This is a genomic window from Microcoleus sp. FACHB-672 (genome assembly GCF_014695725.1).
In the GTDB taxonomy this organism is placed as follows: domain Bacteria; phylum Cyanobacteriota; class Cyanobacteriia; order Cyanobacteriales; family Oscillatoriaceae; genus FACHB-68.
Genome location: NZ_JACJOU010000004.1, coordinates 281,851 through 306,961 on the forward strand (window position 1 = coordinate 281,851; position 25,111 = coordinate 306,961).

General features: G+C 48.4%; 17 protein-coding genes. 13 read left to right on the forward strand and 4 right to left on the reverse strand.

The window, feature by feature from the left end; all coding sequences use genetic code 11:
* Positions 1-544: 544 nt before the first annotated feature.
* From H6F56_RS02260 to H6F56_RS02280, 5 genes are all read left to right on the forward strand, one after another.
* Positions 545-2,164 carry a serine/threonine-protein kinase gene (locus H6F56_RS02260; RefSeq protein ID WP_190665221.1) on the forward strand — a complete coding sequence of 540 codons (1,620 nt, stop codon included), beginning with the start codon at positions 545-547 and terminating at the stop codon, positions 2,162-2,164.
* 444 nt (positions 2,165-2,608) lie between these two features.
* The gene (locus tag H6F56_RS02265) at positions 2,609-2,872 is read left to right on the forward strand and encodes a GlsB/YeaQ/YmgE family stress response membrane protein (RefSeq protein WP_190665222.1); all 264 of its coding nucleotides are present in this window, start codon (positions 2,609-2,611) and stop codon (positions 2,870-2,872) included.
* Positions 2,873-3,009: 137 nt separating this feature from the next.
* Positions 3,010-3,207, forward strand: a complete 198-nt coding sequence (locus H6F56_RS02270) for a DUF2188 domain-containing protein (protein ID WP_190665223.1) — start codon at positions 3,010-3,012, stop codon at positions 3,205-3,207.
* A 336-nt stretch (positions 3,208-3,543) separates the two neighbouring features.
* The gene (locus H6F56_RS02275) at positions 3,544-5,763 is read left to right on the forward strand and encodes a serine/threonine-protein kinase (protein WP_190665224.1); all 2,220 of its coding nucleotides are present in this window, start codon (positions 3,544-3,546) and stop codon (positions 5,761-5,763) included.
* Between the two features lie 47 nt (positions 5,764-5,810).
* The gene (locus H6F56_RS02280) at positions 5,811-6,389 is read left to right on the forward strand and encodes an alpha/beta hydrolase (RefSeq protein WP_190665225.1); all 579 of its coding nucleotides are present in this window, start codon (positions 5,811-5,813) and stop codon (positions 6,387-6,389) included.
* 136 nt (positions 6,390-6,525) lie between these two features.
* On the opposite strand, the gene H6F56_RS02285 is transcribed toward H6F56_RS02280, so the two are convergent.
* The gene (locus tag H6F56_RS02285) at positions 6,526-7,131 is read right to left on the reverse strand and encodes a fasciclin domain-containing protein (RefSeq protein ID WP_190665226.1); all 606 of its coding nucleotides are present in this window, start codon (positions 7,129-7,131) and stop codon (positions 6,526-6,528) included.
* A gap of 343 nt (positions 7,132-7,474) precedes the next feature.
* Here H6F56_RS02285 and H6F56_RS02290 point away from each other — a divergent pair, with 343 nt between their 5' ends.
* Entirely contained in the window at positions 7,475-8,038 is a 564-nt protein-coding gene (locus H6F56_RS02290) for a GNAT family N-acetyltransferase (RefSeq protein WP_190665227.1), read from the forward strand.
* 248 nt (positions 8,039-8,286) lie between these two features.
* On the opposite strand, the gene H6F56_RS02295 is transcribed toward H6F56_RS02290, so the two are convergent.
* Positions 8,287-9,057, reverse strand: coding sequence for a hypothetical protein (locus H6F56_RS02295; RefSeq protein WP_190665228.1), 771 nt, complete (start codon positions 9,055-9,057; stop codon positions 8,287-8,289).
* A 104-nt stretch (positions 9,058-9,161) separates the two neighbouring features.
* Here H6F56_RS02295 and H6F56_RS02300 point away from each other — a divergent pair, with 104 nt between their 5' ends.
* From H6F56_RS02300 to H6F56_RS02310, 3 genes are all read left to right on the forward strand, one after another.
* Positions 9,162-9,959, forward strand: a complete 798-nt coding sequence (locus H6F56_RS02300) for a glutathione S-transferase family protein (protein WP_190665229.1) — start codon at positions 9,162-9,164, stop codon at positions 9,957-9,959.
* A gap of 202 nt (positions 9,960-10,161) precedes the next feature.
* Entirely contained in the window at positions 10,162-11,907 is a 1,746-nt protein-coding gene (locus tag H6F56_RS02305; protein WP_190665230.1) for a helicase HerA domain-containing protein, read from the forward strand.
* Positions 11,908-12,073: 166 nt separating this feature from the next.
* Positions 12,074-12,424 carry a phage holin family protein gene (locus H6F56_RS02310; RefSeq protein WP_190665231.1) on the forward strand — a complete coding sequence of 117 codons (351 nt, stop codon included), beginning with the start codon at positions 12,074-12,076 and terminating at the stop codon, positions 12,422-12,424.
* A 120-nt stretch (positions 12,425-12,544) separates the two neighbouring features.
* Here H6F56_RS02310 and H6F56_RS02315 read toward each other — a convergent pair whose 3' ends face one another.
* Positions 12,545-18,841: a translocation/assembly module TamB domain-containing protein gene (locus H6F56_RS02315; protein ID WP_190665232.1), complete on the reverse strand. Its 6,297-nt coding sequence runs from the start codon at positions 18,839-18,841 to the stop codon at positions 12,545-12,547.
* Between the two features lie 348 nt (positions 18,842-19,189).
* Between H6F56_RS02315 and H6F56_RS02320 the strand changes: the two genes are divergently transcribed.
* The 3 genes from H6F56_RS02320 to murQ all read left to right on the forward strand — a co-directional run bounded on the left by H6F56_RS02320 (position 19,190) and on the right by murQ (position 21,444).
* Entirely contained in the window at positions 19,190-20,017 is an 828-nt protein-coding gene (locus tag H6F56_RS02320; RefSeq protein ID WP_190665233.1) for a calcium-binding protein, read from the forward strand.
* Between the two features lie 124 nt (positions 20,018-20,141).
* A complete protein-coding gene (locus tag H6F56_RS02325) occupies positions 20,142-20,510 on the forward strand; it encodes a DUF3110 domain-containing protein (RefSeq protein ID WP_190665234.1) in 369 nt (122 codons plus the stop codon).
* Between the two features lie 10 nt (positions 20,511-20,520).
* Entirely contained in the window at positions 20,521-21,444 is a 924-nt protein-coding gene (gene murQ, locus H6F56_RS02330) for an N-acetylmuramic acid 6-phosphate etherase (RefSeq protein WP_190665235.1), read from the forward strand.
* Positions 21,445-21,930: 486 nt separating this feature from the next.
* Here the strand turns inward: murQ and gndA are convergent, their stop codons facing one another.
* Positions 21,931-23,433 carry an NADP-dependent phosphogluconate dehydrogenase gene (gndA, locus tag H6F56_RS02335; RefSeq protein WP_190665236.1) on the reverse strand — a complete coding sequence of 501 codons (1,503 nt, stop codon included), beginning with the start codon at positions 23,431-23,433 and terminating at the stop codon, positions 21,931-21,933.
* 318 nt (positions 23,434-23,751) lie between these two features.
* On the opposite strand from gndA, the gene H6F56_RS02340 reads away from it, so the two are divergent.
* On the forward strand, positions 23,752-25,092 hold the full coding sequence (locus tag H6F56_RS02340; RefSeq protein WP_190665237.1) for a hypothetical protein: 1,341 nt from the start codon (positions 23,752-23,754) through the stop codon (positions 25,090-25,092).
* Positions 25,093-25,111 lie beyond the last annotated feature (19 nt).

Sequence of the window (25,111 nt, forward strand, 5' to 3'; positions counted from 1 at the left end):
CATTCCCAAGTTAAAAGCATCGCTGTCATTTTAGAGGCAAACCCACCCCACCATAACTCTTGCCCTGATTGGGAACGATCCGCCACGTGCCGGTACAACAATTAAAAACATTTAAAAACTCATCCTGATTAAGAGCGATCCGCCACGTGCCGGTACAACAATTAAAAACTTTTAAAAACTCAAACCATAGTAATTCTCTCGACTGTTCAATTTAGAATTTCAAATTCTAAGCACACCTGCACTTGACACTCAACCGATCAACCCTTTTGGAGGGGGTTTGGGGGACGCAACCGTCCACCAACGGGGGGTTTGGGGGGAACCCCCCCAATGCCTTTCTGACTTCCCATTTTTTATAGCAATAAGGAATTAGTACAATGTCTAAAAAATAATCAGATGCTGACCCAGTAACTTTACTCACAATATTCAACATCCCACCCTTGCATTTTTTACCCAAGCTGAAAATCCCAACCAGACTTTGTGCCAAGATCGAAATCGATAACAAAGCCAATCACCGGCTTTCCTTCTACCACACCGGATAAAACTCATGCTCGGACAAACCATCGGTGGGCGCTACTCCCTGATCAGCGAATTGGGAGAAGGGGCATTTGGCAAAACTTACCTAGCAGAAGACCGGCATTTACCCGGCAACCCCGTCTGTGCAGTTAAACAACTCAAACCCGCCAGTACAGATCCCAAGACTTTAGAGGAAGCAAGGCGCTTATTTCACACAGAAGCAGAAACCCTTCAGCAGCTTGGCCCCCATGAGCAAATTCCCCGGCTTTTAGCTCATTTTGAAGAAAATCGAGAATTCTATTTAGTTCAAGAATTCATCAAAGGTCACGATCTGAGCTATGAAATGACTGCCGGCAAACAATTGAGCGAATCCTATACCATCGCGCTTTTACAAAACACCCTCAAAGTCTTGGAATTTGTTCACCAGCAGCAAGTCATCCACCGCGATATTAAGCCATCCAACCTGATGCGACGAGAACCAGATGGCAAACTGATTCTGATTGATTTTGGTGCGGTTAAACAAATTAGAACGAAGGTAGTCAATAGTCAAGGAATGACGAGATCGACGGTGCAAATTGGCACATTTGGCTATATGCCCAGCGAACAAGCCCAAGGCCGGCCAAAATTAAGTAGTGATATTTATGCTTTGGGCATGATCGCGATTCAAGCACTCACCGGCATCTTTCCCGATGAACTGCCAGACGATCCTGAGACGGGTGAAATTTGCTGGCGAAACCTAGTGCCGGTGCGCGCAAACCTGGCAGATATTTTAGACAAAATGGTGCGTTATGACTTCCGGCAGCGCTACCCGTCTGCAACTGAGGCATTACAAGCATTAGCCGGCTTGGAAACTTCACCCATTTCAATAGTCCCCAATAAAGCCAAAGCTTGGTTAAAACATAGCAAAGTGCTGTATCAAGCTAAACGTTATCAGGAAGCAATTGCTGCCTGTGAGCAAGCAATTTCAATTAAATCTGACTTTCATGAAGCTTGGGATATGCTTGGCAATGCGCTTTATGAATTAGGCCGGCATCACGAAGCACTAACATCGTATGACAAAGCTATTCAAATTAAACCTAACTTTCCCGAAGTTTGGAACAACCGCAGCAGAACACTCTTTAGTTTACAGCGCTACGAAGAGGCAATTTTTGCCTCAGACAAAGCGATTCAACTCAAGCCAGATTTCTATGCAGCTTGGAATAACCGAGGCTTTGCGCTTTTTAGTTTACAGCGTTACGAAGAAGCAATCGCTGCCTATGAACAAGCGATTTCTATCAAGCCAGATTTTGCGGAAGCTTGGTTGAATCGAGGTTCGGCGTTTGAGGAATTGCAGCGCTATGAAGAAGCCATTGCTTGTTATGACAAAGCCATTCAACTCGAGCCAGATTACCCTCAAGCTTGGAATAGCCGAGGCTTGGCGTTTGATAACTTGCAACGCTACTCACAAGCTATTGCCTGTTATGACAAAGCGATTCAACTCAAGCCAGATTACTATCAAGCTTGGAATAACCGAGGCGTGGCTTTAGATAACTTGCAGCGGTATAGAGAAGCCATTGCCTCCTTTAATCAAGCGATTCAACTCAAGCCCGATTTTCAATTAGCCCTAGATAACCGAAACGAGGTGCACGGTAAGTTGCAATGGTATATATAGATTCTCCAGTTTTATGCTTGAGGATTTTCGCTAGCCGGCATTCAGGCTGAAGCTGCCAAATTCCAAGCATTCGAGCGATACCGGGCGAGCAGCAAAACTCTGATAGCCTTAAACAGATCCGATCCGCTTGAGTCTGCCGGCATACTTAGCTAAAACATACTACGACTTTTGGTAGCTCGCTTCCCATAACAAAGCTGAAGCGTTTAATATAAAAGCCATAGAAGACTGCTTTAAATTCTCAACGACTCAAAATTTTTAACAAATACAAACTTTAATCTATCTTTTGACCGATTGACAAAAATTAAGTCTAGCGAACGAACTCAAAAAATTCTATTCCTATTGTTTCTTCCCTATGATAGAGGGAATCCCGATTAATCAATTGATATTCTTAGGAAAGATAAGACGCAAAGAAAAAAAGAGTTTATCTTTCAAGGAGAAAATGACATGGGAATTCTAGCTTGGGTTGTTTTAGGTTTGATTGCCGGCGCACTTGCAAAAGCCATTTACCCAGGGCATCAAGGCGGTGGATTTCTAGCAACAACAGCGTTAGGGATTTTGGGTGCAGTTGTTGGTGGTTATTTGGGTAGTATGTTCTTGGGAACAAGCGCCGCTTCTGGTGCTCTCTCAATTCCTAGTATTGCTTTTGCAGTCTTAGGCGCAATCCTCCTTCTCTTCATCTGGGGTTTAGTAACTCAACGCGCTGCGTAATTGCTTCAAAGCTTCAATGGGTGGTTTAATTCGTCTCAATCCTCCAGCTTGTCGTTGGGGGATTGTTTGTTTTTAGAGCCAACTGATTGATTGTTTTGAGGAAATTGTTTTCCCTTGAAACGAAGGAAGTGATAACCATGCCTTGGAATAAAAACAATTATCCAGATTCCATGAAAAACCTCACCGCTGAAGTGAGGGAAAAAGCGGTTGAAATTGCCAATGCTTTGCTAGAAGAGGATTACGAAGAAGGCAAAGCCATTCCGATTGCGATTGCGAAAGCAGAAGACTGGGCAAGCCGGCGCGGTAAACAAGTGAAAAAGAAAGATTCTGAATAAATCTGTGCAATCAGAGAAAGTGAGCAGCAACCAACGCAAGCCCCAGCCGGCCAAACTCGTCAAAGCCGGTTAAGACCCGAACAATTCACGATACAGTGAATAGTGCCGGCTCGCAAAAAACTTGCTAAATTGCATCCAGTAAATTTTTCTATCAAAATAGGGACAGCCCCAAAGCCGCGAATCTAGGCTGATCGCCGAAAACTTGCCGGCAGGATGTACAGCCGGCAGCAATCGGGCAACGCCAAATCCCGGCTTTGAGATCGGAAAATTTACAGGTAGCTAAATGTGGCAAATAGCTGCCTGGAGTGTGCTGCCATTGCTCTCACCCCTACATCTATGGACTCTTTTTTACTCGGACAAATACTGGCAGGACGGTACAAAATTGTCAGCTTCTTGGGAGGAGGGGCGTTTGGTCAGACTTACATCGCACAAGACTTGCAACTACCCGACTACCCACGCTGTGTTGTCAAACAACTCAAACCGCAGACAACCGATCCGCTGACATTAGAAACTGCCAGACGTTTATTTGATACCGAAGCAAAAGTCCTGCATCAATTAGGCCGGCATGATCAGATCCCTCGTCTGCTTGCTCACTTTGAAGAACAGCAAGAATTTTACCTGGTGCAGGATTGCATAGAAGGGGAACCGCTCAACCAAGAAATCAAAGTCGGTAAGCGTTTAAGTGAAGCAGAAGTCATCGTTTTATTGCGTGATGTTTTATCAACCCTAGCCTTTGTCCACCGGCAGAATGTCATCCACCGTGATATTAAACCCTCCAACTTAATCAGACGCAACTCAGACGGCAAAATTGTTTTAATCGACTTTGGTGCAGTCAAACAAGTGAGTACCCAAGCTGGGGACGATAATTTTACTGTTGCCATTGGCACTCCCGGCTATATGCCAAACGAACAGTTGGGAGGACAACCGCGTCCCAACAGTGACATCTATGCGTTAGGTGCGATCGCCATCCAAGCATTAACCGGCATCCTTCCCTCCCGGTTGCGGCAAGACGCGCAAACCGGCGAACTTATTTGGCACAATGACGCCCAAGTAAGCGATCGGCTAGCAGCCATTATTGATAAAATGGTGCGCTATCACTTTAAAGATCGCTACCAAACCGCTGAGGAAGCCCTCGCAGATCTTGAGGATCTGGAAAATTATGCGATGGCTTCAACCATTGCCTCTCACCCCAGCCTAGAAGGGCCAATTGATGCGCCCAGAATGCCGGCTGGCTCAACCCTGCCTCAACAGGGGGCAACGGTGCATTCAACTCCACCCCGGCAACGCTCTAAAAAGTTGTGGTACATCTTAATACCCGGACTGGTTGCCGGTTTAGTTGTCGGGTTTTTTAAGTTTTTTCCCACCACCGATTATCTCGCTCAAGCCAATCAATTTCTCGACGCGCAACAACCAGAAGAAGCGATTTCAACCATTGATAAATCTCTCAGGATTAACCCGAATGAGGCAAAAGCCTGGAAAATTCGCGGCGATGCTCTCTTTTTATTAGAACGCTATGAGGCAGCGCTGGCAGCCTACGAAAAAGCCAGTCAAATTGACCCAAAAGATCCCAAAGCCTGGAACAACCAAGGGGAAACGCTTTATTTATTGCAACGCTACGAAGAAGCCCTCAAAGCCCACGACAAGGCGCTAGAACTTGCTGCTAATAATATTCAAGCCGTGAATGGGCGGGGGATTGCCTTGCTTGGTTTGAAGCGTTACCAAGATGCCCTTTCTTCCTTTAATAAAGCTCTACAAATCCAGCCGAATGACCCTAAATCTTGGGAAAACCGAGCTTTAGCGCTAGAGTATTTGCAACGCCTCCAAGAATCGCGTAAAGCGTTTGAAGAAGCGCTGGCTTCTTATAATGACAAAATTAAATTAAATGCTAATGATTTAGAAACTTTGATTAACCGGGGGCGCGTGTTAGGAAAATTGCAGCGTCCCACAGAAGCGCTCGCTTCTTATGACAGCGCGATCAAAATTAACCCAAACTTTTTTCCCGCCTGGGTGGGGAAAGGCAGTACATTATTTTTTGCCCAGAAACCTGAAGAAGCCCTAAAAGCTTATGATCAAGCGCTGGAAATTAGACCAAAATCTTATTTGAGCCGGCATAATCGAGGGTCTTTACTCATGGCAATGCAGCGCCCCGAAGATGCTATCAAAGATTATGACAAAGCTATCGAAATTCAAAATAACTTTTATCCGGCTTTAAGAGACCGAGGATTTGCACTTTTGCAATTGCAGAAAACTCAAGATGCAGTCGCTTCTTTTGATAAAGCGATAAAATATGAAAGTAAGGATCATAAATCTTGGGTGGGTCGAGGCATTGCACTCAAGCAGCTTAAGCGTAACGAGCAAGCGCTAGCAGCCTTAGACAAAGCGATATCGATTGAGCCAAACGATCCGGTTCCTTTGTTCCATCGGGGTTTGACTCTAGAGGAAATGCAACGAGATGAAGATGCCCTTAATGCTTATAACCAAGCAATTACAGCGGATGCGACCTTCGCGCCGGCTATCGAAGCTCGTTCTAAGCTACAACAGAAGTTAGGGCTATAATTTCTTTCTTCCCCACTCAGCACTCAGCACTCAGCAGTTAAAATACTATGGAATGGAAAAACTTTTTACACCAGCAGCGCCAATTATTTTTAGGGACAAGCGCTAGCCTTTTGCTTTTGGGCGCGGGTATTATGGTGCCGGCAACCAACGTCAGCGCTGCTGAAAAAGTGCTGATTAAAGTCAGCGTTTTTCGAGCTTCAGTTCCCGTCAGCGATATGAAAAACTTCGCTGAAACCGGGGAAGTCTCTGCTTCCCTGCGAGATATTTTCAATGCGACAAAACAAGACCCGGAAGTTACTCGCAATGCCTTGACGGAAGAAGTAGCGGTTGATTTTTTGCTCTTAGATCGCGCCCTCAATCACCCGTTTGGTGAAGCTTTATTAGATGAATTGGGGAAAGTCGTACACACGCGAGCTGATAGCGCCAACCGGCAAGCTTTGCGCTCCGCCATCATCCTGTCGGCAACGGAAGATAAGAAAATATCGTTGTTAGAAGTTATTCAAAACTATCCGTCACCTGAAGTGCAAGTAGAGGGAGATCGCCTCATCGAAGCTGCTGCCCAACTGCGCCGATTTAGTGATGTGCTGCAGGTAATTTTACAGCACTGGCCAAATATTTTCCCTTGAGAAATTTCCCTTTCAAGATAAATCAGCTCGCCATTACACAGCAAAACAGCCGTCCTTAATAAAGAAGTTAAAATGCTTCTTTATTAAGACAAACTGGGAATTTTGTAACTTAGCTCATCAAAAATTTTGGGGAGTTTTAGGGTGTTGCCGGCGCTGATTGTTGAAGATCAGGTGGCATCAAGACTTTGTCAATTACCACGAATGTGATGTTGTTGTTTTTGCCATTCCTAATATTAAATGAATTATCTGTTACTTTTGCATCATTCAGCAATAACTCATTAGCACTCGCATTCACTTGAAGTTTTACAAGGCTGCCTTCCACAGTTTTCACCTGTCCCGCTGCGAGATCGGCTTCCGTTACTTCGCCGGCAATTACATGATAAGAGAGCAGTTTTGCCAGGTTTTGTTTGTTTTTTGACTTCATCAATTCCTCAAGCGTTCCTGCCGGCAACGCATCAAAGGCTTCATCCGTTGGCGCTAAAATTGTAAATGGCCCTTCTTGGTTCAGCGTCTTTTCTATCTCTGGGGTTTCATTGAGGGCAGCAGCTAATTTATTAAAACCTAACTGCTTAATTTGTCCAATTAGCGGCCCTCGCGTGGGATAATAAGCACCGGGCGTGAAAAAACTTGGCCCGTAATAATACTGCGCCACTACCGGCCAACTAATGAAGCTAGTCGCACTAATCACTCCAATAAAGCTTGCAAGCTTTTTTATTAAGTTTTTACGATTCCGGGCACTCATTGATACCTCTCCACCCTTCTATCGCGGGATATATTGCAGTTTTCTGACATTTCTGACGTTAATTTTAACTGTTCGTTCCAAGTTTTCATCAAAGTTGCGAACCTGAACAAGTCTTCACATTAGTTTAGCTCTTCAACTCGTGCCGGCGCTAACTGCTCAGAACTAACAGGCTTTTGGCCGGGATTAGAGCATTAAGGGATTGAAAACTGGCCGACTTGAGAGGGTAAGATGATTCGGGATATTTGTCTATTTTAAAATCACATTGTTTTCTTCCGATATAATTTTTCAATAAGTAGATAGGCATCAATAAACCTCAAAAAATCTCACATTATTTATAATAGCTGTGAAAATAAAGGAAGTCTTGGCTGAACTGCCAGATTTAGAAACTGAGCGGCTACTGCTGCGAAAAATGGGTTGGCAGGATGTGGAAGATATCTTTGAATATGCCTCTATTCCTGCGGTTTCCCAATATACAACTTGGGAACCTCACCAATCTCTTGAAGATAGCCAGCGTTTTCTTAAGGCTACGATTGAGGGATATAATCAGCACGAAATAGCTTGTTGGGGAATAATAGAAAAAGCCGGCAATAAATTCATCGGTGCTTGTGGGTTTGCAGAGTGGAGGCCAGATTGTGCGCGGGGAGAAATTGGTTACGTTTTGTCCCCAAAGTATTGGGGAAACGGTTACATGAGGGAAGCTGTGCGGGCAATGATGGGGTTTGGTTTTTGCCCCATGCAGCTAAATCGCATTGAAGGGAGATGTATGGTTGAAAATACGGCTTCCGCAAGGGTTATGGAAAAAGCCGGCATGAAATTTGAAGGCGTACTGCGACAGCATCTATTTGCCAAAGGCATCTATCACGATGTAAAAATGTACTCGATTCTCAGGCAAGAATGGATCAAGTAGAAAATTTGAAAAAACCCCGTCCTAATAATTTTAGGACGGGGTTTATATTTAATTTCACCGATTTCTTTAAAATCCCATTAGTCGCTTTACATCTCAGAAGGCACTATGACCGGGCCAAACACATAAATCATGCTTTTGCTTACTTTAATGTGCGTTTTGATGGCGTTTTAACCGGCTGCTTTGAGTGATGTTAACGATGTTGGCTTCGCTCGCTGTTACCAGCTATTTAAAACGTGGTAGCCGGCTGATTACTTAGAAGGCTGGGTGTTTTCCTCTTCTTCAGTTGGTGAGGTCACAGTCCCTTCACTGGAAGGCTTGTCATCCGATTCCATTCCAGAAGGCATAGTTGCGGGCCGATCTCCAGAAGGCATGGTAGTTGGCTGGTCAACAGAAGGTGTGGTTGCGGGCCGTTCTACAGAAGGCATGGCTTCGGAATCTTCCCCAGTTGGTGTGGTCATGGGCCGTTCTCCAGCCGGTCTTGCCGAAGGCCGATCTCCAGTCGGTGTGGTCAGGGGGCGATCTCCAGTCGGTCTTGCCGAGGGCCGATCTCCAGTCGGTGTGGTCAGGGGGCGATCTCCAGTCGGTCTTGCCGAGGGCCGATCTCCAGCCGGTGTGGTCATGGGGCGATCTCCAGTCGGTCTTGCCGAAGGCCGATCTCCAGTCGGTGTGGTCATGGGGCGATCTCCACTCGGTCTTGCCGAAGGCCGATCTCCAGAAGGCATGGTGTCGGACTCTGCCCCAGTCGGTGTGGTCGAGGGCCGATCCCCAGCAGGCATGGTGTTGAGTTGTTCTTCTACCGGCGAGGTAACACTTCCTTCACTAGAAGGCGCGTCATCAGGCCGTTCTAAACTAGGCGTAAGTTCTGGCCGTTCCTGCGTAGGAGTAGTTGTTGGCTGTTGTGCACTGGGGGCGGATTCTGCTTTAACAGCCGCTGGGAGGCTGAGCAGGAGAGCAGCGCTGGCGGTGCCGGCTATGCTGATTACTTTTTTGCTTAAAACCAGAAAATTCAGTGTTTTCATGGATATTCCTCCGTTTTTGTGTAAAGATTTTGTAACAACCTGTTAAAGATTATGACATTTTTTGTAGCAGTTGCGAGTTTAGAAAAAACTAACAGGAGATTACAATGCTAGAGCTGTACCAATTTGAACTGTCTCAGTACAGTGAAAAAGTGCGCCTAATGCTTGATTATAAAGGATTAGCGTACCGAAAAATAGAAGTGACCCCAGGGGTGGGCCAGCTAGAAGTCTACCGGCTATCTGGCCAGCGGCAATTGCCGGTACTCAAAGATGGAAATATTGTTATTGCGGATTCTACGGAGATCGCCAAATATCTTGACCAGCAGTATCCAGATCGACCGATGATCCCCACAGCCCCCAAAGAACGGGCGCTGTGTTTGCTCATGGAAGAATGGGCGGATGAGTCGATTGGTGTGAAAAGCCGGAAAGTGCTGTTTAACGGACTCAGCCAAGATCAGCGCTTTCGCAGCGCTATGTTGCCGGCGAATACCCCTGATGTTCTGAAAAATCTGGTTGAATCCGTGCCGTCTGAGGTGCTCAAGACCTTAGGATTTGGGCTGGGAGTCAGTCCTGATGCAGTGAAATCCGCCACAGAAGCGATTAAGCAAGACTTAGAAGCCTTATGCTTGCTGCTGCGTGAGCAAGCTTATTTGGTAACAGATCATCCAACAATGGCAGATTTGGCCGTAGCTGGGTTATCGATATTGCTCAAGTTTCCAACCGGCCCTTATTTGGATCTGCCGGCAGAGTTGCGCGGTAAAGGTGTCCCCGGCATTGCCGATAACCCTTTGTATGACACATTTTTCACTTGGCGTGATCGCCTCTATGCAGACTACCGCCAGCCGTTAAGTACCGTCAGCGCCAGCGTCAGCGGTAGCCGGCCAACTTCAATCGAGATAGATTAATCTTTCGGGCATAGGGCATAGGGCATGGGGCATTGAATGAGAGGGAGTGGGGCATGGGGCATAGGGCATGGGAAGAGTAGGAGAGTTTGCAATTCCAAATGCCCAATGCCCAATCCCCAATCCCCAATCCCCAATTCTCCGTAACGTGGTTTTAAATCAAAATTCAGCATAAGATCAGCCACAGGGTTAAGCGATTTGTGGCATGAATCCAGAAAAGCCTTTAGGCTCGGTTATTCAAGGTTCCCTTAGTCAGGGACTCGAAGTGCGACTTCATCCGGATGTATCTGTAGAAGATATGCGGGTGGGTAAATTTTTGGTTGTTCGGGGCACGAGATCGCACTTTTTTTGTATGCTCACAGATGTTTGTCTGGGAACGTCGAGTGCTCGCATTGTGGCGAATCCTCCCCTCCCGGAGGACGATTTCTTGCAAGCGGTTTTAGCCGGCAGTGGCACTTATGGCACGATTAGTCTGTCGCCAATGCTGATGCTGACTCCAGACGAACTTGAGGAATGGGAGAGAGGCGGAACGGCAGCAGTGCAGCGGCGCGCCGGCTTAGAAGAAAATGATGGTAAAGGGGTACTTGCTTCTTTTCAGGCGCAAAGTGGCAGGCAGATCGAATTGCTGCCGGTGAAGACAATTCCCAGCCATTTCTCTCAAGTTTTTGACGCCAGTGAACGGGATTTCCGCAGCGTTTTTGGTTGGGAAGATGACCCCCACCGACGCAATTTTGCGATTGGTAAACCGCTTGATATGGACGTGCCGGTTTGTATTGACTTAGATCGGTTTGTCGAACGCAGCAACGGAGTATTTGGCAAATCCGGCACCGGCAAATCCTTTTTAACTCGCTTGTTGTTATCTGGGGTGATCCGCAAGCAAGCAGCGGTGAATCTAATTTTTGATATGCACTCCGAGTACGGTTGGGAAGCTGCAACTGAAGGCAAACAATTTAGCACGGTTAAAGGTTTGCGACAGTTATTCCCCAGCCAAGTTGAAATTTACACCCTCGATCCCACCTCAACAAAACGGCGTGGGGTGCGAGATGCTCAAGAACTTTATCTCAGCTACGATCAAATTGAAGTTGAAGATATTAGCCTCGTACAGAGAGAGTTAAATCTTTCAGAAGCCAGCATCGAAAATGCGATCATTCTCCGCAACGAGTTTGGCAAATCTTGGATTACTCAGTTGTTGGCGATGAGTAATGAAGAAATACAGATGTTTTGTGAGGAGAAGCGGGGTAATAAGTCTTCGATTATGGCGCTGCAACGCAAACTCATGCGTTTGGATGAACTCAAGTATATGCGGAACAGCAGCCCGAAGGATTATATCGGTCAGATTTTAGAATCGATCACTGCCGGTAAACACATCGTCATTGAATTTGGATCTCAATCGGATATGCTGTCTTATATGCTGGCGACGAATATGATTTCTCGCCGCATCCACGCCAGTTATGTTCAAAAATCTGAGCGGTTTTTACAGTCGAAAAATCCCATTGATCGCCCCCGCCAACTGGTAATTACCATTGAAGAAGCGCACCGTTTTCTTGATCCTGCGATTGTGCGTTCAACGATTTTTGGCACCATTGCACGAGAAATGCGGAAATATTTTGTCACTCTACTGATTGTCGATCAGCGTCCTTCGGGAATTGATAATGAGGTAATGTCTCAAGTTGGCACCCGCATCACTGCTTTGCTAAATGATGACAAAGATATTGATGCAATTTTCACCGGCGTCTCTGGCGGACAAAGTTTACGCTCAGTTTTGTCTAAGTTGGATTCCAAGCAACAAGCACTTATTTTAGGTCATGCCGTGCCGATGCCGGTGGTTGTGCAGACTCGTCCCTATGACGAAACCTTTTACAAGGAAATTGGGGAGGTTGCCTGGGAAGAAATGCCTACTGCTACAGTTTTAAAAGCTGCCGAAGCGGCTAGAGCAGATTTAGGCTTTTAGAAGCTAAAAGGTAGAAGGATAAAGCAAAAGCTGTTTCTTTTACCTTTTCTTAAAGGATTTATTAAAAAAAACAAAAATTATCAAGAAACCGTGAAGAGTCTGCTAGCCTCTAGGAGTATGGCCTGTGCCCATCAGTTGGCTAAGATTTTTGTGAGGATAGCAAGTTATGGATCTGGTTTCACTTCTAATTACTTGGCTAATTACTGCTGTTAGTTTGTTCGCCATTTCATACCTACCTATCGGGGTAGAAATTGACGGATTTAATAAAGCATTACTTTCCGCAGCCGTTTTTGGACTTTTGAATGCTTTTGTGCGTCCGATTCTGGCGTTTTTTGCTTTCCCCTTTACCTTGCTGACTTTAGGCTTATTCTCGATTATTCTCAACGCGATTATCTTTGGATTAGCCGCTTATTTAGTCACCGGCTTTAGACTGCGCTATGGTTTTTGGAGCGCTTTACTAGGTGCGTTTTTACTGGCCGTTGTGAGAAGTCTAATCTATCAGTTGCTAAAAATTTAGAAGGTATTAGAAATTTATCTAATACACCAAAGTTAGAGATTGCAAGAAAAAGGGTAATTTAAAATTAACTATGAAAGTTTAATTTTAAATTACCCTCTATTAACAACAATTTAGATTTCCTTAAAAACGAACATCATACTCAACGGTTGCGCGACTTTCCCCAGAGAAATCAGTTGAGCCGCGCAATAGAAGTTGCTCGTTGAGCCGGTAGCGGAGACTGAAATCCGTAGGTTGATCGTCAGTGAGAACCCTTAAAATCGAAGCTGAGATATTGCGAGTGATATCAAAGCCGGCTTCAGCCGCCAAATCCAAACTTGAAGAACTCGTTCCGTCCTTCGTCGTGATCGTCGGGAATAGACGAAACTCACTAAGTCCCAAAGCTCGACCCAGCACTGATTCAATCGGACTCAGCAAAGCGGAACCGGCCAAGTTAGCAATTGCCAGCGTCGTGTCTCCTCGTCCCAAAGTATTCACAAAGCCGCCACCCAGCAAACCCACAATCTCAGATTCGCTGCGCCCAGGAGAACTCGTCAGCTCCAGATTATCAAACAGTTGGCTTGCCGGCCCTTCTACTTTGGCAATAATCCGAACGGTTTGCGCCTCTCCCAAACCAGTGAGAGCATCATTAATCTCAGACGACCCAGCCGTGATAGGCTGCAGGCTTCCCCTCACCTCAGCAACAGACGCCGCCAACCGGACATCCAGATAAGGGTCTAAACCACCCCCAGGGTTAAATGTCGCCGTCTGTGGGTAGCCACCATCCAGCCTGAACTGAGTGGTAAACAAATTTACTTCGCCGCGCTCTAGACTAATCGTTCCTCTCGGTTGCAGGTCATAGAGAGGGCCATTAATCGTGAGATTGCCGGTCGCTTGGAAATTCAACACCGGCTGGCGGGTAATTCTGAGATTATCGCCCAGAACCAACACCAGTTGGTTAAAGCTCACCTCTGGCCCACCACCACCGCCACCCCCGCCGCCACCGCCGCCTGCACCCCTCGCCGCCGCTTCAGCCAGCAAAACCTGACCGTCATTGAGCTGAATACGCCCGCTCACTACAGGTTGTAGCGCAGTGTTACCAATTCCAACTAAGCCGGTGACACCGCCGCGATATAACCCTTTGAGATTCACCGCCAGCCGATCTAAACTGATTCGCAAAGGATTCTGCCGGCCTGGATCATCGGGTGCAAGTTCAGCCGCAATCGGCAACACACCCTGAGCCATAACTTGGCCATCACTAAACTGACCTTGAATGCCTTCTACCACAATGCGGTCACGGTTAAACAAAACTCTTCCTGTCACAGCAGTTAAAGGTTCCGGCAGCAGCCTCGCCTCCAGCGTTGCATTCTGAACCTGAGCGACCCCCGTGATAGTCGGCGCAGTTAAAGTCCCCTCCACACGCACCTGCACCTGTCCCTGACCATCAACCCATCTGATCTCTTGGCCGCTTAGCACATTTAACAGCGCTAGACCGTCATTTTGCACATTCACAGCCACATTGATCTGGTCGTTCCCAGGCAACGCCGGAAAAGGCACACTGCCAACCACTTGAATCGGATCGGGACCGGAAACCACCGCCGTCGCCCCAAACTCCAAACGAGCCTGTGAATAAGAGAAACTTGCCTGTGCCGTTTCAATGGGCGTCCGGTTCAGGGTTCCCTCTTCTAGCCGGATTTCCCCGATTGCTTGCGGATTCAATAAACTGCCGCCCAAAGTCGCCTTCGCATTTAGCTTGCCGGTGACATCCACCGGCACCTGCCCAAACTGCGCTGCAAACTCCTGCAACGGTTCTACAGGGAAATTTTGTACCTGCAACTGTCCCGATTGATTTTCACCACCAATTTTTCCAGAGAAAGCCACCAGCGTCTCTCCCCGTTCAAAGCGCAGGGGTAGCAGTGTCAGCACCCCGCCATCAAAACTGCCATCCACAACGACGCGATCTACGGTGTAGCGCCCCCAATTCCAATCTTGGCCTAAGACCTGAAATCTTGCTTCCTCCACCCCAGTCTGCAAGGAACCGGCCACGTTAATTTCCGCCCCAAATGTGCCATCCAGCTCAGCTAAATCTGGCAACGGCGAAGACTCTTCTCGCGCCGTCCTTTGCTGGTCTAACAACGCCTGAATTTCCGAAAACCGGCGCAATTGAGTCAGCAGATCCGCATTCGGCAAACCCACTCCCACAGGGGCTACTTCAGCGCCACTAGCGTAGTCCGGTGGCTCTAGACCTCGTGTGAGATCCTGTAGCCTAAACACTTGCAGCGATGTCAGAATTTGCTGCAATTTGCCTTGCACCACGCTCACCTGAGCTTGGTATTGCGGGTTCGGGCCGGCTGTGACGCTGCCGGCTAGCAAATACTGACTTTCTCCAATCTGTAACTCGCCGCCGGTTAGGCTTGCCGCGCCATTGACGAAGCTGAGTTGACCCTCGAAACTATCCGCTTTGATATAGCCCACACGAGGATCGTCAATCTTAACGGCTCCAGCCAACTGTAGAGACGTGACATCTCGTGTTGCAATGAAATTGCCCAAATTCACATCAAAGTTGCCAGAAACGTTGCCAGTGACAAATCCCGGCCCTGCAACTGCCGGCGCAGGTAGCTTTAATGCGGTTAAAGGAAACTGTTCGACACTGAGTTGCAACTGATTGCCGGTGCGAGTCCCTCTGGCAAAGGCTTCCGCGCGACGAACCAGAAAATTCGTGGGCAGGTTATTTTCATCTAAATTGAACGCAATTTGATCTTGTGTGCCAGTGAGTTGCAAGTTAACTTGTTTGCCGGCAGCATAATTTACACTGCCAGTAAGAACCGGCTCGAATGCAACTTGATTCAACACCAAGTCATATACCCGCACATCTCCAACCACTTGGGGCGCACTGGGCGTGCCGGTGATGCGTCCGGTAAAATCACTCAGGCCGGTAAACGCCACCGCATCGGGAAGTTGTTCCAAAGGCAGGTTTTTAAGATTGAACTTACTCGCTTGTACATTTAAATCGAGACCAGTCAGTTGAGGCGCACCGGCACCTTCTAACTGGGCATAGAGAAAGCCTCTGGCGTTTAAGCCGGTAGCCGTTGCCTGGTTAATTTGCACCTTTTCACCATCCCAGACAATCGCAGCCGTCAGCGGATCGGTGACGATCGCCACGCCCTCAGAAAAACGCACATCGCCTTGAGCGCGAATCGCTGCCGGTGTCAACTGCGTTAAACTACCCGATACATTTAAGTCACCACTAAATAACCCCCGTAAATCTGGATTAAACCGGCTCAGTTGAACGCCGGTTGGTTCTACATTTGCCTGCCATTGACCATTGGCGACGCGTACATTTTTAGCTTCAACCGTACCACCGGCAACCCCCAGACGCCCGGAGCCGGTTGCATTGATGGCAGCTACAGTCAAGGAATCGGTACGCCCTGATAAATTAAACGTGCCGGTTAGTTGTCCTAGCTCATCCGCAATTCCTGCTGCTTGTGCTGGCAAAAAGGGAGCCACCGGCACAGCTGCGGCTGCAACGGTTGCCTGCCATCGGCCATTCGTGGTTGCCACGCTCAGATCAGCCGAACCTCCTGCTACATCAAGGCTTCCAGACCCATTGACGCGAATCTTTTCAGCAGCAAAAGATTCTGTATTTCCAGATAAATTGAAGGTGCCATTAAACCGGCCCAACTGACCGGCCACTGCTGCCGCTTGATTGGGTAAAAAAGGCGTCAGCGGCACTTGGTCAGCGGCAACTGTTGCCCGCCACTGTCCAGCATTGGTTGCGACTGTCACATTGGCAGACCCATCAGCAACGGCCAGACTGCCGGAACCATTTACACTCACGGTATTGGCGGCAAAAGAACTGGTGCTGCCGGCTAAATCAAACGAGCCGGTGAACCGGCCCAAGTTTCGGCCATAAGTCCCTACAGACTCTGGCAAGAAGGGATTGAGTGCGAGCTGATTTGCGTCCACCGACGCCTGCCAGCGACCCTCAGCCACCCGCACATTCTCGATGCTGAGGGTGCCGCCGGCTACCGTCAGATTGCCCCCTCCAGTTGCATTAATGGATTCAACTGTCAAGCTATCCGTTGTCCCTGACAAATTCACCTGTCCGCTCACTGGGCCAACGCGCGACAAATTATTAGGCAAGAATCGGCTAATTTGAACTTCCGAACCTTCAACCGACGCTTGCCACTGACCGCCGTCGAGTTGGCCGGCGACGTTAGCCGTACCGCCGGCAACCCTCAAGCTCAGATTTCCCTCAGCATCAATGGTTGCCGGTGTCAATTCAGCAACCGGCCCGGAAAAAGTGATTTCTCCGCCCGTCACCTGACCCTGCAACGATGCGAGATTTTCCTGGGATAAGGGAGATTTGCCCTCCCCTGAGACAGAGGCAGCAATTTGTGATAGTTGGTCTACTTCCAGCCCTGAAGGCGCAACCGACGCCTGCCATTGCCCCTGATTTAACTCCCCACTCACCTCTGCCGAACCGCCGGCAATACTCACAATTGCCGAACCACTGGCTTCCACGGTTTCTGCTGAGGCATTCTCTGCAGGGCCAGACAAACGAATTCGACCCCTGAGGACGCGTCCAGGCAAGTTTTTGAACCTCTGGAGGTCTGACACCTCAATATCGGGTGAGACGCTTGCTACCACCTCTGGCAGTTCGCTCAAAGCTAGCCCCAAAGGCTCAACCGTTGCTTCCCACCCCTTGCCAATCACCAACTGTCCTTGGGCTGCAACAGTGCCACCGGCAACCGTAGCAATAGTATCCCGAAACAAAACACTTTCCCCCACTACAATCGCTGTCCCCTTCGCCGGGTAAGCCGCTTGTGGAGCTTGCCATCGCACCGTTGTTTGGAGTTTGCTATTAGGGCCAACAATTTCGCCGGCAGCCGCAACCTGCCCAATATTAATCGGTGCAGGGATGTTATAAAGCTGCGCGAGAGCATCCCCCGGCAGCTTTTCACCTTGAAATACGATATTTAAAACAGGGGGCGCTTGGTCTAAACCCAAGCGAATGGTGCCCTCGCCGGTGACTTGGCCGCCAACGGTTGGAGTCGCGCGAATATTATCTAAAGCAAGCAGTCCCGGCGTGAACTTAAAGCCGGCACTCAGCCGGTCTAAATTCACTTTGTCAATTAGTAACGGTGGCTTGTCCGACTGCGCGCCTTCAGGGGTTGTCACGGTTCCAGTCACGACTGGCTCACTAATTTTGCCTCTCACCAGGATGCTGGCTTTGACAATTCCCTCTGTTGTAAATGGAGTTTCCACCGTCAGTGCTTCTAAGGCGTCTTTCACGTTGACGGGTGGAACTTGGATCGCTAGATTAGAATCTTCCTTGAGTGAAATGAAGCCTTGAGCTTGCGCCGGCACTTTTCCGTAAATTGTGGTGACATTCTGCACGCCCACATTTTGGCCGGCAAATTGCAGCTGGCCATTTGTTTCAAACAGCGGTTGTGGCAGGGGATCGATCTTAGCCGTTACGCCTTTAACTTGTGCGGTTCCCCTTAAATCGGCCTGTTCATCCCGTCGCACTTGAACTTCTAAGCTTCCGTCTAATCTGCCGGCATATAAGGCAATGGGAAGTGTGACCGTCCGTTTTAGTAACCGATCCAAGTCAACTGCCAAAAAATCCCGTGCTTGGATGTTTAAATTCGTTGCTAGACTCGGCAGCACCGTATTGCCGGCCACGTTGAAACTGCCGCCGGTAGTAGGCTGGCCGGTTACGTCATAGATAAATCGTTGATTTCGATCCCGCAGTTGCAATGAGCCATTAACCGGCGTCAATGTAATCGGAGTATTGGGAGTGGGGGGTAAATTATTCGTCGGCTGACCTTGTGCTGGGTTCGGTTGCCCTGGTGCTGGAGGCTGCACAGGAACACCGCCTGGAATTGCCTGACCTTTAACTTCTCTGCCCCCACTCGGCAGCAGCACGACGTTAGCATTTCGCACCCGAATCGTGTCAATTTCGGTTCTGATAGGCCCGGAAGCCTGTCTTTCAACAAGTTTGGGAACTGTAATCCACTCCCCATCCGGATCTTGCTCGATATATATATCCGGCTTAACCAGGGTGATATCTAAAATTAAGTTTCTAGTGGCCAACAGTTGCAGGATGTTAAACCCGATTTCCACTGCTTCCACGGAAGCACGATCAGGATCGGTGCCAGTCGGGGGAAGCCGTGAGGGGCCAAACCGCAAGCCGGCGGGGGTAAAGCGGTTTACCTGCCCTAGCTGGACGGGTCGCTGTAGGGTTTCAGTGAGTTCTTTTTCGACGAGTGGAGCCAATTTATTGTTGACAAAATACCACACATAGCCGCCCCCAGCCACCGCTCCAACGCCCAAGGTAAGACCCAAGGTGATGCCGGCTCGCTTCAATACGATCGGCCAGCGACGCCGATTAGAAGTGGGTTCTGGTTGGTTGCCTGAATTTGGAGAGTTGGTCATCTCATCGTTACCTCATAAGGAGGCTTTCCGAATCTGTCCCGTAATTTTTGTCACCTATTCAGGCAATCGGAACGGAAAGCTATTGCAGAGTCTGGAAAACGTGCCAAAGCTATGTTAACGAAGACTCTGCCTCAGGAAGATCGTTTCAACCGAATTGATCCGTTTTTCTGAGGCTGCCGGTAAACACAGAACTGAAAACCGATCAATTTGTTTCACTGTTCACCCGAAGAAAAAAGTAACAGCCGGCAAATCGGGCGACATAAGGTGAAAGTGCTTTAATCCCAGAGTTTGAGATAATGTAGTAAAAAGAATCTAAGGCATTGATTAAGTTTCCAGTGAGGTAAAGCCATGCCAACTGCTGTTCTCCCAGAGTTCGTGCAAGATAAAGAGTTGCTGGAAGGTTTTTATAAGGGAATTATCGAGATTCCTGATGGTGCTGTAACCCTTGGCACAACTAGCGGGAATACAGCAGGACAGGGTACAACCGGCGATGATACCCTCACCGGCAGCGCTGGTGCCGATACGCTTCAAGGCGATTTGGGGGATGACAGTCTTCTTGGCAATGGCGGGAACGATACACTTTTGGGCAGTGATGGCGATGACACAATCCTGGGAAATGCCGGCAATGACCAAATTTTCGGAAACCGAGATTTAGACTCACTTTTAGGCGGCGAGGGTGCCGACACGATTCTGGGCGGACAAAGTGGTGATCAACTCTTTGGTGAAGCCGGCAATGACTATGTTAATGGCAACCGAGATAGTGATACGGTTTATGGTGGCATCGGGGATGATACGGTGCGCGGCGGGCAAGAGGCTGATAGCCTTCTAGGAGAGGCCGGCAATGATTCGCTGTTTGGCGATCTGGGTCCTGATACGTTAACTGGTGGGGATGGGCTAGACAGGTTTGTGATCGGTAAAGGAACCGGCGGTTCATCCCTTACTGGTGCAGACCTCATTGTTGATTTTGTCAATGGTCAAGATGTAATTGTGTTAGCAGACGATCTGACGTTTGCAGATTTACGAATTTCTGCCGGCACAGAGGCTCAGAATGGCAACGTGATTATTCAAATTCAAGACCCCGATCAAGCCCAAGGCACGAATCTCGTCTTGGCAATCATCCAGGGTGCGAACACCGGCACCATAAATACGGCTGCTTTCACTCCGCTAGTTATTTAAATAGATTAGGGAATGCAAGATTGCCGGCAATTTTAGAAAGATTGTTTCTGGCAATACGGCAGTGTTGAGCGGATGGTAGGATGTGAAAATATGAGGCAAAGAGTTTAGCAAGTCGTTTGAGGCCATGCGAGTGTTCGTCTTAATCTTTAACGCCCGAACCGAGAATGAGGGAATTCATACGCTTAAGGATCTGCGATCGCAACGCAATAAAGTTCTTATGTTCGAGTCCGAAGACGACGCCACGCGCTATGCATTGCGTTTAGAAGCTCAAGATTTTCCAGCTCCCTCGGTGGAAACGGTAGACGACGACGAAGTTATGGAATTTTGCCGCAGTGCAGACTATGACTGGGAATTGGTGCCGGCAGGTGAGCTGGCACTTCCCCCAGAAAGCAATGTGGAAGAAACAGAATGGCAAGCCGACAGTGTTGAAGAAGAAGAGATGACTCAATCTGAACTTGATCGCATTCGCCGGCAATTTGAAGGTCTTTTATAAAGGATAAAAGGTGAAGACTTTGGAGGAACGCGGTCATCTGCTGACTGAGCAAATCAATCCCAACAGTCGAAATTTAGACCAGTTGAGTTCGCTGGAATTTGTAGATTTGTTCAATCGGGAAGATGCTCAGACGCTTGCGGCAATTGCAGCGGCGCGGGAAGAACTGGCAAAGGCAATTGACCTGACGGCAGAGAAACTGCGTAGCGGCGGACGTCTGTTTTATGTGGGTGCCGGCACGAGTGGTCGTTTGGGAGTGCTGGATGCGGCAGAGTGTCCGCCTACTTTCTGCACGGCGCCGGAACTGGTGCAGGGAATTATTGCTGGGGGTGCAGGCGCTTTAATCCGCAGTTCTGAAGATTTGGAAGACAAGGCTGAGGATGGATCGGAAGCGATCTCTCACCGGCACGTAACGAAACTAGATGTGGTGGTGGGAATTACTGCCGGCGGGACGACTCCATTTGTTCATGGTGCCTTGCAAGCGGCGAAAGCACGGGGTGCAACGGCGATTTTGATCGCGTGTGTGCCGGCTGAACAAGTGAGTGCAGAGGCTGACTTGGATATTCGGCTGATTGTTGGCCCAGAAATACTGGCCGGTTCAACCCGACTGAAAGCCGGTACAGTTACGAAGATGGCGTTAAATATCCTCTCCACCGGCATTATGGTGAAGTTGGGCAAAGTCTACGGCAATCGCATGGTGGATGTTGCGGTTACGAATAAAAAGCTCCATGATCGCGCTTTGCGAATGCTGCAAGACTTGACAGATCTTAACCGCGACGATGCCGGTTATTTATTAGAGCGCAGTGGTCGTTCTGTGAAGTTAGCGCTGCTGATGCACTGGACAGGTTTGGAACGTGAAGCCGGCAATGAGTTGCTCGCTAAGCACCAAGGTAATCTCAGAACAGCTACAGTCAGTTATCAAAATCAACAGGATTGAGAATTTAATTGTAGATGTGCGGATTTGAGATTTTGGAGGGATTTAACCCAATCCAAAACAAGTTTCTGTTTGCTCAATCGAAACTTGCCAAGTCCGCCAATTCCTCCAATTATTTTGCTCTATCAAGCGGCCTGAATAGCAAAAACTCCCTAAGCTGAGCTATCAAAAATTTACTGAAGCCTATTTGATATTTTGTTAAAGAAGTGGGTAAATTTTCAGGGAGCAGGGCGGATAACCAGAAATTTATAAGCTTTTTTACTTAACGTTGCCAATTCTTTTTAAACGAGAACTTATGGCAGGTTGCTAGATTTTAATAGATGCCTGACAAGGTTTTATTTTTTATATGTATTTTGTAATAACTTTTTCAGAAGGAAAACCGGCTCTCATAAAGCTCTGAGGTTTGGGGAGGCAGGAGCCTCCCAACCCTAGCGCTTAAAATCAACTTGGGAAAGCCAAAGTAAGGTGGGTGATGCCCACCCGACTTTGCTAATCTGTACTGCCGTACTGGTGTAAAACTTCCGCAGGCTCTTGGGCTTGAAGCGGCTCAGGCGTAGAGGTTTGCAGAGTCTCTTCATCAATTTTCGTCCATTCGGTATGGAAGAATCCAGCCTTATCCGTGCGCTCATAAGTATGAGCACCGAAGTAGTCGCGCTGAGCTTGAGTGAGGTTTTGCGGCAAACGGTTGCGCCGGTAGCTGTCAAAATAATCCAGTGAGGCGCTAAACGCCGGCACGGGAATGCCCAGCTTGGCTGATTGTGATAGGACTTCCCGCCAAGCGTCTTGCCGGTCGAGAATTGTTTGCTTAAACTCAGGTGCAAGCAGCAAGTTAGGCAGCGTTGGGTTTTCCTTGAAAGCTGATTTAATCTTATTCAAGAACCCAGCCCGAATAATACAGCCACCCTTCCAAATACGAGCCGTTTCACTCAAGTTGAGATCGTAGGAATAAGCTTGCGACGCGGCACTGAGTAAAGCCATCCCTTGTGCGTAGGAGCAAATCTTCGAGCAATAAAGGGCATCGCGGATCTGGTTAATGAAGGTTTTCGGATCTCCCTCATACTTGCCAGTCGGGCCGGTTAAAAGCTCTGAAGCAGCGACTCGCTCTTTCTTAAAGGACGACATGATTCGAGCATTAACAGCCGCCGTCATGGTAGGAATAGATATCCCCATTTCTAGAGCACTCTGTACTGTCCAGCGCCCTGTACCTTTTTGGCCGGCAGCATCCAGAATCACATCAACCAAAGGCAATTGGGTATCTGGATCAATGCACTTGAAGATATCTGCCGTAATCTCAATTAAATAGGAATTGAGTTCGTCGGTGGTATTCCACTCGGCAAAAATTTCGTGCAACTGCTTATGATCAAGGCCCAAAGCATTTTTGAGCAAGTCATAGGCTTCTGCAATGAGCTGCATATCGCCATACTCAATGCCGTTGTGCACCATTTTGACATAGTGGCCGGCACCCGCAGGGCCAATGTAGGTCACACAAGGCCCATCATCCACCTGAGCCGCAATCTTCGTCAAAATTGGCTCTAGATATTCGTAGGAGCTTTTTGTGCCTCCGGGCATCAAGCTAGGGCCATTTAGCGCTCCTTCTTCACCGCCGCTAACGCCCATGCCGATAAATCTAAATCCCTGTGGCTCTAGCTCACGGGTACGGCGAGCGGTATCGTCATAGAGGGAGTTGCCCCCGTCGATGATGATGTCACCTTGATCCAGCAGCGGTTGAAGCTGGTCAATGACTGCATCCACCGGCGCGCCGGCTTTCACCATGATCAGGATTTTGCGGGGACGTTCTAGGGATTCGACAAATTCCTCTATGGTATAGGCGGCTTTAACATTCTTTCCCTGCGCCCGTGTTGCCATAAAGGCATCAGTTTTTTCGGCAGTTCGGTTATAAACCGAAATAGGGAAACCGTTACGCTCAACGTTCAGCGCCAAGTTTTCCCCCATGACGGCTAAACCAATCACACCAAAGCTCTGCTGTGTCATAAGACTCTTTGCTAACTCTGCACTTTAGGAACCGTCGGTTCTTTTACTCAGGGTAGCCCGATATTTGGGGTTTTCCCGTAAAGAAGACCTTAAGACTCAAGTATCTTGTGTCTGTTCGGGATAATTCACGGTTCATTGTCATTAAGCACTGACAATGTAAGCATCTGTCAGTCGGCTTGGTTCGTTCAAAAATAATTGCAGTTGTTCCCTGCTACGTGTGAGTGCCGGCTAGCCCTTTTTTACACAATGAAACTGAGTTATGCGTGGGGGAGAAGGCTGACACAGCAATAATTTTAGCTCGGCAATTCAGTAAAACAGATGTGTGCGCTCGCCCACTTGGTTAACCTGACTGGGTGTAGCGGCAAGCTCATCGTGCCAGACAAAATTATTTCAGTCCACAACAGTTCTCGTCTTATGCATCTCATTCCCAGAATCAAGTTTGGCAAAATTTGCGCTGGTGCCGGCTTGGGAATTGCCATCGTACTAAACACCCTCACCCCTGTAGCTCAAGCAATACCGGCACCTCATCCACCGAAACCTCACACAGTCCAGTCGAGTTCTGAAAACTCCGCCGGCCCTCAACGGGCAAGCAGTCAAGCTCAATTACTTGGCGATCCCGTAGGCTATTCTCTCAATGGACAGCACGTCGTCTACCGGGGCGAAGATGGCCATATCTACGAACTTTGGTTTGACCGTAACGAATGGAAACAGGTCAACTTAACGAAAGAAGCTAACGCACCTCTTGCAGCCGGAAACCCCAGCGGCTACTCGTTGGGAAGCTTGCACGTTGTCTACCGGGGCGAAGATGGCCACATCCACGAACTTTGGTTTGACGACGATCAGTGGAAGCATACTGACTTAACCCAAGAAGCCCAAGCACCTCTAGCAGCCGGAGAACCTGTGGGATATGTTCTGGAAAGCCAGCACGTTCTCTACCGGAGTTCAGATGGCCACATTCATGAACTTTGGTTTGACGCGGATCAGTGGAAGCACACCAATTTAACTCAGGAAGCCCAAGCACCGCTAGCTGCCGGTGATCCATCTGGCTACTCTCTGGGAAGCCTGCACGTCGTCTATCGAGGCACAGATGGCCACATCCACGAACTTTGGTTCGCCCCAGATGCCCTCAATAACAAGTGGCGTCATGAAGACTTAACAGAGGCAACAAAAGCCCCTTTAGCAGCCGGAGAACCTGTGGGTTACGTCCTCAAAAGCCTGCACGTCCTCTATCGAGGGACAGATGGTCAGATCCATGAGCTTTGGTTCGACACTAAAGCGTTTAATAAAAAATGGCGTCACAGCAATTTAACTGAAGCGGCGAAGGCACCTCTAGCGGCAGGAGATCCCACCGGCTATTCTCTGGGAAGCCTGCACGTCGTTTATCGGGGAAACGATAACCAAATCCACGAACTTTGGTTCGATAACAAAGGATTTAATCAGGATTGGGAGTACACAAATTTAACCGAGGAAGCCAAAGCACCACCGGCAGCCGGAGATCCATCGGGATATGTCCTGGGAAGCCAGCACGTCGTCTACCGGGGCGAAGATGGCAAAATTCACGAACTTTGGTTTGACAATAAGGCATTTAATCAACGGTGGAAATATGCCAACTTAACCGAGGAAGCGAACGCGCCGGCATCGGAAACAGGTCAAAGGTAGTGAGAGGGGGAGACGGCAG